Annotated in this window: 11 protein-coding genes; 4 read left to right on the plus strand and 7 right to left on the minus strand. The window is 67.1% G+C overall.

Annotated elements, in window-relative coordinates; translation table 11 throughout:
- Nucleotides 1-138 precede the first annotated feature (138 nt).
- Nucleotides 139-771, plus strand: a complete 633-nt coding sequence (locus tag ACFPOU_RS12635) for a response regulator (protein WP_379721615.1) — start codon at nt 139-141, stop codon at nt 769-771.
- Nucleotides 772-1,024: 253 nt separating this feature from the next.
- Nucleotides 1,025-2,494, plus strand: a complete 1,470-nt coding sequence (locus ACFPOU_RS12640; protein ID WP_379721618.1) for a CHASE3 domain-containing protein — start codon at nt 1,025-1,027, stop codon at nt 2,492-2,494.
- A gap of 78 nt (nt 2,495-2,572) precedes the next feature.
- Here ACFPOU_RS12640 and ACFPOU_RS12645 read toward each other — a convergent pair whose 3' ends face one another.
- Nucleotides 2,573-3,382, minus strand: coding sequence for a Crp/Fnr family transcriptional regulator (locus ACFPOU_RS12645; RefSeq protein WP_379721621.1), 810 nt, complete (start codon nt 3,380-3,382; stop codon nt 2,573-2,575).
- Nucleotides 3,383-3,672: 290 nt separating this feature from the next.
- Between ACFPOU_RS12645 and ACFPOU_RS12650 the strand changes: the two genes are divergently transcribed.
- Together ACFPOU_RS12650 and ACFPOU_RS12655 are read left to right on the plus strand one after the other, a co-directional pair.
- Nucleotides 3,673-4,344 carry a response regulator transcription factor gene (locus tag ACFPOU_RS12650; protein WP_379721624.1) on the plus strand — a complete coding sequence of 224 codons (672 nt, stop codon included), beginning with the start codon at nt 3,673-3,675 and terminating at the stop codon, nt 4,342-4,344.
- Entirely contained in the window at nt 4,341-5,672 is a 1,332-nt protein-coding gene (locus ACFPOU_RS12655) for an ATP-binding protein (protein ID WP_379721627.1), read from the plus strand. The genes ACFPOU_RS12650 and ACFPOU_RS12655 overlap by 4 nt, the downstream gene beginning before the upstream one ends.
- A gap of 6 nt (nt 5,673-5,678) precedes the next feature.
- Here ACFPOU_RS12655 and ACFPOU_RS12660 read toward each other — a convergent pair whose 3' ends face one another.
- The 6 genes from ACFPOU_RS12660 to ACFPOU_RS12685 are packed head-to-tail and all read right to left on the minus strand — an operon-like array spanning nt 5,679 to nt 12,133.
- Nucleotides 5,679-8,996: a pilus assembly protein gene (locus ACFPOU_RS12660; protein ID WP_379721630.1), complete on the minus strand. Its 3,318-nt coding sequence runs from the start codon at nt 8,994-8,996 to the stop codon at nt 5,679-5,681.
- A gap of 13 nt (nt 8,997-9,009) precedes the next feature.
- Complete coding sequence (locus tag ACFPOU_RS12665) at nt 9,010-9,579, minus strand: hypothetical protein (RefSeq protein WP_379721633.1); 570 nt, start codon at nt 9,577-9,579, stop codon at nt 9,010-9,012.
- A complete protein-coding gene (locus tag ACFPOU_RS12670; RefSeq protein WP_379721636.1) occupies nt 9,576-10,646 on the minus strand; it encodes a PilW family protein in 1,071 nt (356 codons plus the stop codon). The genes ACFPOU_RS12665 and ACFPOU_RS12670 overlap by 4 nt, the downstream gene beginning before the upstream one ends.
- Nucleotides 10,647-10,668: 22 nt before the next feature.
- The gene (gene pilV / locus ACFPOU_RS12675; protein ID WP_379721639.1) at nt 10,669-11,253 is read right to left on the minus strand and encodes a type IV pilus modification protein PilV; all 585 of its coding nucleotides are present in this window, start codon (nt 11,251-11,253) and stop codon (nt 10,669-10,671) included.
- A gap of 5 nt (nt 11,254-11,258) precedes the next feature.
- Nucleotides 11,259-11,729 (minus strand): GspH/FimT family pseudopilin, encoded by a 471-nt coding sequence (locus tag ACFPOU_RS12680; RefSeq protein WP_379721642.1) that lies wholly within the window; start codon nt 11,727-11,729, stop codon nt 11,259-11,261.
- Complete coding sequence (locus ACFPOU_RS12685) at nt 11,723-12,133, minus strand: type IV pilin protein (protein WP_379721645.1); 411 nt, start codon at nt 12,131-12,133, stop codon at nt 11,723-11,725. The genes ACFPOU_RS12680 and ACFPOU_RS12685 overlap by 7 nt, the downstream gene beginning before the upstream one ends.
- Nucleotides 12,134-12,235 lie beyond the last annotated feature (102 nt).

Below are 12,235 nucleotides of genomic sequence, written 5' to 3' on the forward strand. Positions count from 1 at the left end.
AACGCGGCAGTTGTGCGCTGTTGTAGAAGAGCGCATGGGTGCTAAAATGTTACATGCGGTTTAGGTAATTCAACGCATGATAGCCGGGTGAGGGTTTCCCCGGTACTTTCCTGTGCCAGGAAAATTTAAGGGAAGACAATGATACGCGTTGCCATTTGTGACGATCACCAGATAGTTCGAGCAGGTTTCAAACAGATTTTCTCCTCGTCCGGCGATTTCGATGTCGTCGCTGAAGGCGCCACCGGCCGCGAGGCGCTGGACATCGCACGCCGCGAGATCTGCGATGTACTCTTGCTCGACATCGCCATGCCCGACCAGAGCGGGATCGACATTTTGCGTACCATCCGCCAGGGCCAGCCGAACCTGCCGGTGTTGATTCTCTCTGGCTATCCGGCACAGCAGTACGCACTGAACCTGTTCAAGATGGGCGCCAATGGCTACCTGAACAAGGAGTGCGATGCCGACGAATTGAAGACCGCCGTGCGTACCGTGTTCCAGGGCCGCCGCTATGTGAGCTCCACCGTCGGCGAATTGCTGGCGCAAAGTTTCGACCGCGATCCGAACACGGCGCTGCATACCGAACTGTCGGACCGTGAATTCCAGGTGTTCCTGCGCCTGGCCAAGGGCGCGACCGTTTCCGACATCGGAAATGCGCTGTCGCTGTCGATCAAGACCGTGTCCACCTACCGTACCCGCATCATGGAAAAGATGGGCCTGCAGTCGAACAGCGACCTGACCTATTACGCCATGAAAAACAACCTGCTCGACTGAGAGCAGGCAGCGGGCGCCGCCCGGCGCTCGCCCTTGCCGGCCTACATGCCGGCGCTACGGCCACGGCCGTAACGAGCGTCAACGCGCGGCGTCCGCTCCTGCCGTCTTCTCCAGGAATGCGGCAACAAGAGCCTGGCCGTCGTCGCACATCTGTCTCATCCCTTCACTTCAGCGAAATTGCTGCGCTGCATTAATGTCCTACAGGGACTATAATCAGCCCGGTCCGGTTAGTTGCGCGAAAGGAACCCAGCAGATGTATTTCTCTATCGATCCCCTCCCGAAACGCGCCCGCTCGCTGCCGCTCTACAAGGTATTGCTGTGCTTTTTCTGCGTCGCGATCTTGCTCGTGAATGCCGTCAGCCTGCTGCGCAACCTCGATGGGCTGAAGGCCGCCAATACGCTGCAAGACCGGACCACCGAGGTCAGCAACGAACTGCAGCACCTGAACCTGCTCGTCACGGATGCCGAGAGCAACCTGCGCGGCTATTTCCTGTCCGGCTCCCCGAGCTACCTGGGCACGGTGCAGGGCGCGCCGGCCCGCATTGGCGAACAGTTGCGCAAGCTCGACAAGCTGCTGGCCGATAATCCTTCGCAGCAAAAGAACCTGGCCCAGCTGCGCCTGCTGGTCGAGCGGCAGCTGCGCATGATGGACGACGCGCTGACGATCTACCGCGACGGCGGCTTGCAGGAAATCCTGACCATCGCCGGCGCGCCCGGCGAAGGCGACAGCGACGAGATCCGGCTGCAAGCGGTCATCATGCTGAGCGAGCAGAACGAATTGCTCAATGCCCGCAGCGCCGCCTTCTACGACCAGCACCGGCATGCCGTCATCCTGGGCCTGGGCATCAACGCCGCCGCCATCATCGTGCTCCTGTTATTCTATCAAGCGGTGCAGCGCAGCTTCGCCGCCCGCGCCCGCGCCGAGCAGGCCTTGCAGCTGGTGAACGAACAGCTCGAATCGCTGGTGGCGCGCCGTACCGAACAGCTGTCGGTGCTGTCGCGGCACCTGATCCATGTATCGGAGGAAGAGAAATCGCGGCTGGCGCGCGAGCTGCACGATGAGATGGGCGCAAATCTGACGGCCATCGGCATGGACCTGGCCACGGTCGGCGAGCAGTTGCGCACCAGCCGGCCCGAACTGGCCGCCGTACTTGCGCGCGCCCGCGCCACCCTGGTCGACACGGTCCAGCTGAAACGCCGCATCGTCGAAGACCTGCGCCCCAGCCTGCTCGACAACCTGGGCCTGGCCGCGGCCCTGCAAAGTTATTGCGAGGATTATGCCCGTGTGACCAGGCTCGATTGCGACGTGCTGATCGACGGCGACGTCGACAGCGCCGGACCGATGCATGCGATCGCCCTGTTCCGCATCGTGCAAGAGTCGCTCAATAACGTCGCCAAATACGCCCAGGCGCGCAGCGTGATCGTGCACCTGGCGCGCGAGGACGACGTGCTGGCGCTCGAGGTCACGGACGACGGCGTCGGCATCGCGCCGGACGCCCTGGCCCGTTCCAAATCGCATGGCTTGCTGGGCATGCGCGAACGCGCCCTGCTGCTGGGCGGGAAGCTCGAGGTAGAGCGCGGCATCAACGGCGTCGGAACCTGCGTGCGGGCGCGCATCCCGGCGCCGGCGGCCGCCACCGGCGCGGTGACCCTGATGCCGGCGGCGCCGGCGCCACCCATGCCGGTAGCCGAGCACAACAGCCTGGGACGATTTGCCGCCTGAAGCGGGCCAAGGCCGATCCGGGCCTGGAAAAAAAGAAGGGCGCCTCGACGGCGCCCTTTCTTCACGATACCGCCTCGCTCAGCGTGCCACGTCTTCCAGCAGGCGGTCGTATTCGGTCTTGGCGACCTTGTAGCATTCGCCGGCATACTCTTCCAGGCCGGTACGGTCGAGCACGGTGATGTTGCCGCGGCGGTACTGGATCAGGCCTTCATCCTGCAGCTTGCCGGCTGCCGCGGTGATGCTTTCGCGGCGCACGCCCAGCATGATCGAGATGAGTTCCTGGGTCACTTTCAGTTCGTTGCCTGGCGAGCGGTCCAGGCGGTCCAGCAGCCAGCGGCACAGTTTCTGCTCGATCGAGCTGTGACGGCCGCCGACGGCGTTCTGGGCCATCTGGGCGAACAGGGCGTTGGTATAGCGCATCAGGAGCTGGGGCAGGGCGCCGCCGCGGTTGAAGGCGTCGCGCAGGTATTGGGTTTTCAAACGGTAGCCGTAGCCGGCGCTCTGGACGACGGCGCTGCACATGGCGCGCTCGCCCATGAAGAGCGACACACCGACCACGCCTTCATGGCCGATCACGGCGATCTCGGTGGTGGCGCCATCTTCCATGACGTACAGCAGCGACACGATTGAGGTCGTAGGGAAATACACGTATTCCAGTTTGGTGCCATACTCGAACAGTTCCTTACCGAATGGCATTGGGACCAGTTCCAGGTGCTCGAACAGGGTTTCCAGGTCTTGGCGGGGAAGGGCTGCCAGCAGTTCGTTTTGCTGGGTGCCGCTGAAACTGACAACTGGACGGGACGCCGCTTTGATATCCTCTTTGGCCGAAAGAAGCTGATTGACCGATTGTGCTTTCTGCGTGACACCACCGAGTTGAGCGTTGTTCATTTTCTGTCCTCTTATCTGACTTGCTGCATGAAGTGCGATTCGCCGAGAGCTTGCAGTTGACTGTGTTTCTACTCAGTTGCAATTCTCTCAATCGCGATGTAGCTACGATAAGGCTTCCGTCTGTTGGCGAACATAAGATTAGGTGTTGCCCCGGTGTAGGCTGCATGCATGATGTCTTGTCAGCCCAGTCCTACTAGGAAAGCTGCGGCGAATCAGCCGGTTTATGCTAGTAGGCAAAAGTTTTGCTTCATAATGGATGCGTTCGCAACCATTCAGTTCCTTTACCGCGCATGCATGTCCTGCTCGCCGAAGACGACGCCGTCCTGGCCGATGGCCTGACCCGTACCCTGCAGGGCCATGGCATGCAGGTGGAACTGGCCACCGACGGCCTCCAGGCCGACGCCCGGCTCCAGAGCCATCCCCCGCAGGTGGCGGTCCTCGACATCGGCCTGCCGGGCATCGACGGCTTCGAAGTCGTGCGCCGCCTGCGCGCGCGCGGCGCGACCACCCCGGTCCTCGTGCTGACCGCGCGCGACGCCGTCGAAGACCGTGTGCGCGGCCTCGAAACCGGCGCCGACGACTACCTCGTCAAACCCTTCGCCACGGCCGAACTGGTGGCGCGCATTCGCGCCCTGGCCCGGCGCAACGCCCCGCCAGGCGGCATTCTCACGCTCGGCAACCTGGTCCTCGACGCGGGCGCGCGGCGTGCGCGCATCGGCACGCGCGCGCTCGCGCTGTCGGCGCGCGAATGGGCCGTCCTCGAATACCTGCTGCAGCAGGCGGGCAGGGTGGTATCGAAGCAGCAGATCATCGACACCATCGCGCCCTGGGGCGAGGACCTGACACTGAACGCGGTCGAGGTCTACGTCTCGCGCCTGCGCCTGAAGCTCGACGGCGCCGGCCTGTCCCTGCGCACGGTCCGCGGTTTCGGCTACCTGCTGGAAGCGGCCGCGCCCGCATGAGCAGCATTCGCGTACGGCTGCTCAAATGGCTGGTCGGCCCGATCGTGGCCGTCAACCTGGGCGCCGCCGCGCTGACCTACCTGCTGGCCTGGACGCCGGCCCAACTCGCTTTCGACGAAGGCTTGCGCGCAAATGCCGCTACCCTGGCAGCGCGCGTGCGTGTCGGCGGAACGCCCGCGCTCGCCTCCGCCCTTTCCGACGACAGTGCGGGAGAAGCGAGCTGGGCGGCCGTGCACGAGCGCGGCGGACGGGTGCTGGCCGGCGCCGCCAGCCTGCCGCCGGCACTGCGTCCGGGCCTGTACGACGCGCGCCTGCACGGCGAGCCGGTGCGCGTGGCCGTGGCCGCGGTGGGCGGTGCCGATGGACTGCACGTCAGCCTGGCGCGCACCACGCGCGCGCGCCAGCAGGTGCGCGCGGCCATCGTGCGTTCGCTGGTGCTGCTGGAAGTATTGTTCAGCCTGGCGCTGGTCGGGCTGGTCTGGTTCTCGGTCGGCAACGGCCTGGCGCCCCTGGCGCGCCTGCGCGCCCGCCTCGATGCGCGTGGCAGCGCCGACCTGGCGCCGCTCGACGACGCCGGCATGCCGCGCGAATTGGTGCCCGTGGTCGGCGCCTTCAACGCCTTGCTGGGACGAATCGAGCTGGGCGCACGCGCCCAGGACGAGTTCCGCGCGAACGTCGCCCACCAGCTGCGCACCCCGCTGGCCGGCCTGCGCCTGCAGCTCGCCGGGCTGGCCGCGCGCCACGCCGGCGACCCCGAGACGCGCCGTTCGGTCGACCTGATGCTGCAGGCGAACGAGCGCATGATCCGCCAGACCAGCCAGCTGCTCTCGCTCGAGCGCGCCGAGCCGAACCGCTTCGCGCGCGCGCGCCTGGCGCCGCTCGACCTCTCCGAGCTGGTGGCCGGCAGCGTCCAGGCTTTCGTGGAGCAGGCCGCCGCGCGCGACATCGACCTCGGCTTCGAGCTGGAACCGGCGATCGTCGACGGCGACCGCTTCCTGCTGCGCGACCTGGTCGACAACCTGGTCGACAACGCACTGCGCTACACGCCGCGCGGCGGGCGCGTCACGCTCAGCTGCGGCAAGGCGGGGCAGGGCAGCGTGCTGCGGGTCGAGGACAACGGCCCCGGCATTCCGGCCTGCCGGCGCGCCCAGGTGTTCGAGCGCTTCGTCCGGCTCGACGAGCGCACCGCGGGCAGCGGGCTGGGGCTGGCGATCGTGCGCGGCATCGCCGACCTGCATGGCGCCGAGGTGGCGCTCGCCGACGCCGAAGGGGGCGGAGCGGTGTTCGCCGTCGCCTTCCCCCTGCCGGGCCGCGCCGCCCGCCAATAAGCACTGTCAATCGGCGCCGGAAGTATAGGAGTAGGAACGCTTGCGCTTGGAGGTGATGGCCGGACGGATACGCTGCGGGGCGATCGCCACGCTGACGCCGGCCGGGCTGTCGGAACCTTTCTGGACGGCGCCGATCACGACCGTGGTGGCCTTGCCATCGATCATCACGCCGTTGGCCAGCACCGGCGACGGCGGCAGGCCGCCGCCCACGAAGGGCGAGGAGCGCTGGCCGCCGCAGGCGCCCGGGGTATTGATGGCGCCGGCCGCGTTGAGCAGGTTGACCCAGTAGCCGCGCGCCTCGCCCAGGGTGGTGGAGCAGGTGCCGGCTTTCGGCGCGATCGGCCGATTGGTGCTGAAGGTGATCATCCCACCGGCGATCAGCGCCGAGGTCACCACCTGTTCGCCCTTGCCGTTCTGGTTCAGGTCCATGAACCAGCCCTTGAGGTCGTTATCGGGCAGTACGCGCGGCGTGCTGCAGGAATTCTGGCCCGTGTAATCCTGCAAGGCGTCCAGGTCCTGCGCCGGCGACGAGGCCGCGGCCAGGCTGTCCTTGTACACATAGAAGCGGTTCACCACGTTCGCGTACGGATAATGGGCATACAGGGGATGTTCGCGGTCGCCGCTGCCGAGCGCCACGAACACGTGCCCCTGCGAGGCCAGCAGGGCCGGGGCGAACAGGAACTTGCGCCCGGCGCCCGCGGTGGCGGCCACCTTGCGGCTGGTCCAGGCGCTGGCCGCGAGTTCCTTGCGGGTGGCGGGACCGTCGATGAAATCGATGCGGTACACGCTGCCGCCGGTATCGACGGCGTAGGCATAGTCGGGCAATGCATCGTTGTCGATGTCGACCATCGCCACGTCGGCCGCGACGGCGCGCTCGGTGGCGAAGGAGCGCACCACGGCGCCGCTGTCGGCGTCGAGCACGTAGACGATGCCGCCCTTGGTGCCGGCGCAGTCCGGCGCCTTGCTGTCGGCGTCCTCGCAGCGGTCGTAGCCGCCGCCCACGACCACCACCGGCTTGGTGGCCGAATAGCCCTTGATGAAGGCGACGCTCGGGGTCGACCAGGTCTGTCCGATGCCGCTCATGCCGGCGGTGCAGCCCGAGTCGTCGGTGAGGTTGGGGCAGCCGACTTTCCATTTGAAGGCGGGCGCGTCCACCGTGCTGACGTCGAGCGCGTAGATCATGCGCCCGCCGCGCCGCATCGTCGGGTAGATCCACACCTGGGTGCTGGCCGCGTTCTGGTAGACGCCGGTGGAGCCGTCGAAGAAATAGTCCTTGGGCGTCGGCTTCGGGCTGATCTTCTCCGGCAGGTTCGGATAGGCCACCAGCGGCGAATTGTTCATCAGCCGCGACAGGCGCGGGAAGAATTCCGGCGCCACGAAGGCCCAGCGCTCGACGCCGGTGTCGGCGTTCAGCGCGCGCAAGGTGCCGTCGTTGGCGCCGTAGAACACGGTGACGCCGGCGCTGCCGCCGTAGTTGACCGGCAGCGGGCGCGAATGGATGACGTCGCCATGGATCGAGGGGCGGGTGGTCGTCAGCTGGCCCGTGCCCTTTTCATTGTTGACGTCCTCGCCGCGGATGAACCTGTGCAAAGACGGGTCGAGGAAGGTGCTGGCCGACGAAAAATTGACCAGGGTGGCGCCGAACTGGGTGTACATCCTGCGGTTGACGGCGTTCGAGCCGGGGGGCGCGCCCGCCGCGTTGCCCTGGCGCAGGACCTGGGCGGCCGCGCCTTTTTCGACGAAGGGACCGTCCGGCGCGTCCGAATACTTGTTGAAGCCGCCGAGCGTGCAATTTCCGGCAGGCTCGGGCTTGACCCCCATGCCGCTCCAGTAGCTGCCGCTGTCGCCGGTCCAGTAACTGGTTGCGCAGGGCGTGACGAAGCCGGTTTGCGGATTGACCGCCGGTTTGCCGGCGACGTCGCCGAGGTCGAGGGCGCCACCTGAATTGATCAGCTGATAGCGCTTGAGGTTGCCGAACCAGCGCGGCTTGGCGTCCGCATCCGGGCGGAACATGCCGATGAAGACCTGGTTTTCGTTCTGCGAGCGGTTGGTCGCGTTGACCGGCAGGCTGGTCGAGGCGAAGCTGGTATTGACGGCCTGGATCTCGATCAGGATTTCCTTGAGCGCGGCGAGGATGGCTTCCTCGTTCCTGGCCGCGAAATACTTGCCGCCGCCGGCCTTGGCCATGCTCAGCATGAGCGAGGTATGCTCGGCGTTCGGCTGGGCGTTGTAGACGTCGATGGTGTAGGTGGCGACCGAAGGGCGGATGGTGGTGCCGGCGACCGGGACGCCGCGGTCGTGCAGCAGGCGCGCCCATTCGTCGGCATTGCGCGGGCCGGTGTCGGTGCTGTAGGTGCCGGTTGGGACATTGGTGATGACGGTATCGGTGGCCACCACGCTGTACTGGCTCTTGCCGGTCGCGCACACGCCTTCGGCGCTGGCCGCGACCGCGCCGATCTTGCAGCCGTCGGTATAGCCGCTGCAGGTCTCGGCGAATGCCGCCAGGCCGGCCGAGGCGTCGGCCGCGTTGGCGTAGCAGGCGGCGGTGGTGCCCACCGTGGTCGTGGTGCTGACGGCCTTGCTGGAAAAGTTGGGCAAGCCCAGCTGGGAGACCGGCAGCAGGGCGCCGCTGGCATTCCTGTTGTTGTTGAGCGCGTTGAGCAGCTGGGTATTGGCCGCCGTGTCGGACGACGGGCCGCTCGCGTTGGGGTTGCCGATGAAGATGACGTAGCTCTTGCCGCAGGTATTGTCCGAAGTGAGAGGCGAAGCGAATTGCCCGTAAGCCGTCGTGTAGCCGCCCGCGTCGGCCTTGCTTGCGAGGACGGCGCCGGGCGAATACGACTTGTCGCCGGCAAAATAGTTGTACACGTCGTACATCAGGTTGCCGTAGGGCGTATTGGCGTTGCGCTTTTCGTCCGGGCTGTTGATGTTGCCGTGTATCGTCGTCAGCTGGGTCGACATGGCCGTGCGGTTGCTTTCCTCCATCGGACGCACCGCGTAGCGGATGAAGCCGCCGTCGTCGCCGGCATTGCCGCCGGTGACGAATTCCATCAGGCCCAGGCTGACGCTGCCGTCGAGTTCGGCAACCAGGCGCTTGATCGCGTTCACTTCCGACTGGCCCTGGCTCGCGCCCGGCCATTTCTGGTTCTGGCGCGACCAGTTCGAGGTGTTGTCGAGCACGATCAGGATGCGCGGATTGACGTTCGCCCCGGCCGAGGCGCCGGTGAAGATGTCGATGTCGTCGGCGCCGGCCGAAAGAGGCGCCGCGGCCAGCGCGCAGGCGAGCGCTCCCGCAATGGTATGGATGACGGTGCTGCGGATCATGGCGTTCTCTTTTTCACGTGGAAGGGCAGTTGTTGGTCACGTCGTCGCGCGCGACGCGCACCGCGACGCCCTGGGTGACCTCGACTTCGGCCTCGGTCTCGACATCGGTGGCGACGGCCGTGATCTCCCAGATACTGTCGGCGCAGGCCGAATTGCCGTCGACGGCGCCGGCCATGCCGAAGTTCTGGGCGCTGCCCATGCTGCAGGTGGCGTCCTCGGCGACGGCCATGTTCAGCGAAGTGTTGCGGATCAGCGGGGCCACCACGCATTTCGGCTTGGGCGCGATGGCCACCTTGACGTCGGTCTTGCCGTCGCCGTTGGTGTCGACGCAGCGCTGGTTCGGCGCGCCGCAAGGGTTGGCCAGGATATGCTCGGGCGTGACGAAGAAGCGGGTATTGCTGATCGTCTCTTCGATCACTTCGCGGGCGGCGGCCGTGGCTTCGTCGCGCTGCTGCATGTTCGAGACGATTTGCAGGTTCGACTTGCCGAGATTAAAGCTCGTCAGGGCGACCAGGGTCAACAGCACCAGCATGATCAGCGCGGTGATGAGGGTGATGCCGGCCTCGCGGCGCGGGTGGGTCATGGAATTCTCCTTCCGGCCGGGTTCGGCAGTGCGACCAGGGCCTGGAACACGTGGCGCTTGTAGGGGTCCCCGGCGGCGGCGATGTCGTTGCTGCTGCCGTCGGCCTTGCGGCCGAGGGTATAGGTCTTCTTGTCGACCCAGCCGGCGGTCGCGGCGGCATTGCGCGCCAGCACGTGCAGCCTGACCGCGACGGCGCCGCGCCAGTTGCCCGCGGCGCAGGCGGGCGCCGCGCAGCCGTCCGCCTTGGCCGGATCGGCCGCCGTCAGCTCGGCCACGCCGTCGCCGCCGGCCGGGGCCAGGTCCAGGCCGTACTCGAGCTGGAGGTTTTCGATCCCCTCGGCCAGCGGCACGATCCGCCATGCGGCGCCCGCGCCGTCGGCAACGAGCTCGGCGCGCTTGAGGGTGGGAATGCCGTCCTTGGCGGTATTGTTGTTGGCGACAAAATAGAGATGGGTTTTATAGCGCCGCAGCGCGGCGGGGACGCTGCAGTTGCGCGCGCGCCGGGTCAGCCCTGCCGTATCGAGCGAGAGCGCGTAGAAATCGGTGACCTTGGGCGAGTTCAGTTCGGTCGCATCGTTGCACAGCGAAGCCTGGAAGAACGGACCGGGGCCGGACGCGGCGTCGCAGCCGGCCTGGCCGGCGATGCAGGCGGCGGTGCGCCGCACCACCAGCACATCGGTGCCTGCGCGCAAGTCATCCAGGCAATCGAGTCCGGCATCGCCATCGTCCACGCCCTGGACCGCCAGCGCCAGGCCGGCGTGCAGGTCGGCCAGAGCGGTGGAGCAGGGCGCCGGGAGCACCGCCGGCGTGGCCAGCAGGGTCGGATTGAATTCGGCGAAGTACCCGGCATTGCGCAGGTCGACCGCGAGCAGGTCGATCGCATAGCGGCCGTTCTCGACCTGCCGATGGGTTTTTTCGATCTCGGCCTGGGTCCGGGTGTTGTTGACGAACAGGGTCGACAGGCCCGCCAGCAGGATCAGGCCGATCGCCGCGGCGACCAGCAGTTCCACCAGCGAGAAGCCGCGCGCGGTGCGCAGGGCGGGAAGGGGGCGGAGCGAGCGGGTCATCCGGTGATCCTCGGGTGCGGCTTCAAAGGCAGGTGGGCAGGCCGACCGCGACCCGTGCCGAGACGAGCCGGCGGTTGGTGTCGGCACCGTACAGGTTCTTGCCGCAGGCCTGGGCGGGCGCGCGCGTCGCATGCAGGCCCTGCCAGGCGACGCTGACCAGGTAGACGGCGGGCGTGCAGACGCCGGCCGCTTCGTTCTTGACCTGCACCTGCGTGACGCAGCCGCGCGCGCCCTGCATCGCGCCGCCGGGCACGTTGTCACGCTTCTCGGCCGCGCCTTTCAGGGCCGCGCTCCACTCGCACTTGTCGCGCGCGCTGCCGGCCGCTTCCTTGCTGCAATCGGTCGCGAGGGTGTCGCCGGTGCCGAGCGGGGCGGTGGTCAGGTAGCCGGCGGCGTTGGCGCTGTTGCCGCTCAGGCGGGACTGCATGTCCTGCAGCAGCACGGCGGCCTGGGCTCGCTGGTAGGACTCGATCGAGCCGATCTGCGCCTTGGACTGGAAAGCGGCCAGCCCGAGCAGGCCGAAGGCGAGCACGACCATCGTGACCAGTACTTCGATCAGGCTCACGCCGCGCTGGCGGCTCGGTGTCGGAAGAGGCAGGTCGGCCATGGCGTTCAGCAGGCGCTGGTGCTCTGGTTGGGACGGCCGGACAGGTCGATTTTCACGCAGCGGCGGGTGTCGTTGCCGCTCATGGCGATGTCGAAGGCCGGCAGGCTCGCATCCTTGACCCGTCCGTTGGGCAGGTAGACCACGCTGGCGGGGCCGGCGACGGTGGCGCCCGGCACCGCCGGGTGGTCGTCGAGCTTGCGGCCGGTGCCGGCCGGGTCTGCGATGCTCCAGCCGTGCTGCCACTGGCGCGCCGCGACCGGCGCCAGCGTGACCTCGGCATTGCGCTTGATGGCCTCGCTGCGCGCGCGCGCAAGCGCGGCGTACAGCTCGCTGCTGACGCTGCGCGAGCGTGTTGCCGCGATCATCGAGGAAAAGGCGGGCGCGGCCACCGAGGCCAGGATGGCGACGATGGCAACGACCGTCAGCAACTCGGGCGTGGTGAATCCCCGCGCGCGGCGGCCGGCGGCGCTTACCATTTGCCCGCCGGAGTGCGGGTGCCCGCGCTGTCGATCGCCAGGTCGCCGTCGCCGGCCTGGGAGCTGCCCGCGACCGGCTTGGCGGTGATGGTGAAGGCGGACGGCGGCCCATCCTCGAGCTTGATCGCGATCGTGTACTTGTCCGAGATGGCCGTCGAGGTGCTCATGCCCAGGGCGGCCACGCTGGCGGCGTAGGCGCGCGAGTCGGCCATCATCCGGCTCTGGGCCTGGGCCAGTTCCATCATGTGCACCTGCGCGCTGGTGCGGTGCGCCTTGACCACGTACCGGGTATAGCCGGGATAGGCGACCGCGGAAAGGATGCCGATGATCGCGACGACGATCATCAGTTCGAGCAGGGTGAAACCGGCGCTGCCGGCACGGCGCTTCGTCGGGGAGCGGGCCATGGCGTTTCCTCGGATTGGATAATATTGCCCAGTATAAACATCTTCCCTGTCATTTAGCTGAAAGTTTCCTGACGGAATGCTGACAGCGTGGCATACGCGCAC

Origin of the sequence: Massilia jejuensis (genome assembly GCF_042656795.1) — a bacterium.
GTDB lineage: Bacteria > Pseudomonadota > Gammaproteobacteria > Burkholderiales > Burkholderiaceae_D > Telluria > Telluria jejuensis.

Bases quoted from the DNA above. Each gene is read 5' to 3' on its own strand.
- ACFPOU_RS12685 (WP_379721645.1), bottom strand. From the start codon at position 12,133: ATGGCCCGCTCCCCGACGAAGCGCCGTGCCGGCAGCGCCGGTTTCACC.
- pilV (WP_379721639.1), bottom strand. From the start codon at position 11,253: ATGGCCGACCTGCCTCTTCCGACACCGAGCCGCCAGCGCGGCGTGAGC.
- ACFPOU_RS12640 (WP_379721618.1), top strand. From the start codon at position 1,025: ATGTATTTCTCTATCGATCCCCTCCCGAAACGCGCCCGCTCGCTGCCG.
- ACFPOU_RS12670 (WP_379721636.1), bottom strand. From the start codon at position 10,646: ATGACCCGCTCGCTCCGCCCCCTTCCCGCCCTGCGCACCGCGCGCGGC.
- ACFPOU_RS12655 (WP_379721627.1), top strand. From the start codon at position 4,341: ATGAGCAGCATTCGCGTACGGCTGCTCAAATGGCTGGTCGGCCCGATC.
- ACFPOU_RS12645 (WP_379721621.1), bottom strand. From the start codon at position 3,382: ATGAACAACGCTCAACTCGGTGGTGTCACGCAGAAAGCACAATCGGTC.
- ACFPOU_RS12680 (WP_379721642.1), bottom strand. From the start codon at position 11,729: ATGGTAAGCGCCGCCGGCCGCCGCGCGCGGGGATTCACCACGCCCGAG.
- ACFPOU_RS12660 (WP_379721630.1), bottom strand. From the start codon at position 8,996: ATGATCCGCAGCACCGTCATCCATACCATTGCGGGAGCGCTCGCCTGC.
- ACFPOU_RS12650 (WP_379721624.1), top strand. From the start codon at position 3,673: ATGCATGTCCTGCTCGCCGAAGACGACGCCGTCCTGGCCGATGGCCTG.
- ACFPOU_RS12635 (WP_379721615.1), top strand. From the start codon at position 139: ATGATACGCGTTGCCATTTGTGACGATCACCAGATAGTTCGAGCAGGT.
- ACFPOU_RS12665 (WP_379721633.1), bottom strand. From the start codon at position 9,579: ATGACCCACCCGCGCCGCGAGGCCGGCATCACCCTCATCACCGCGCTG.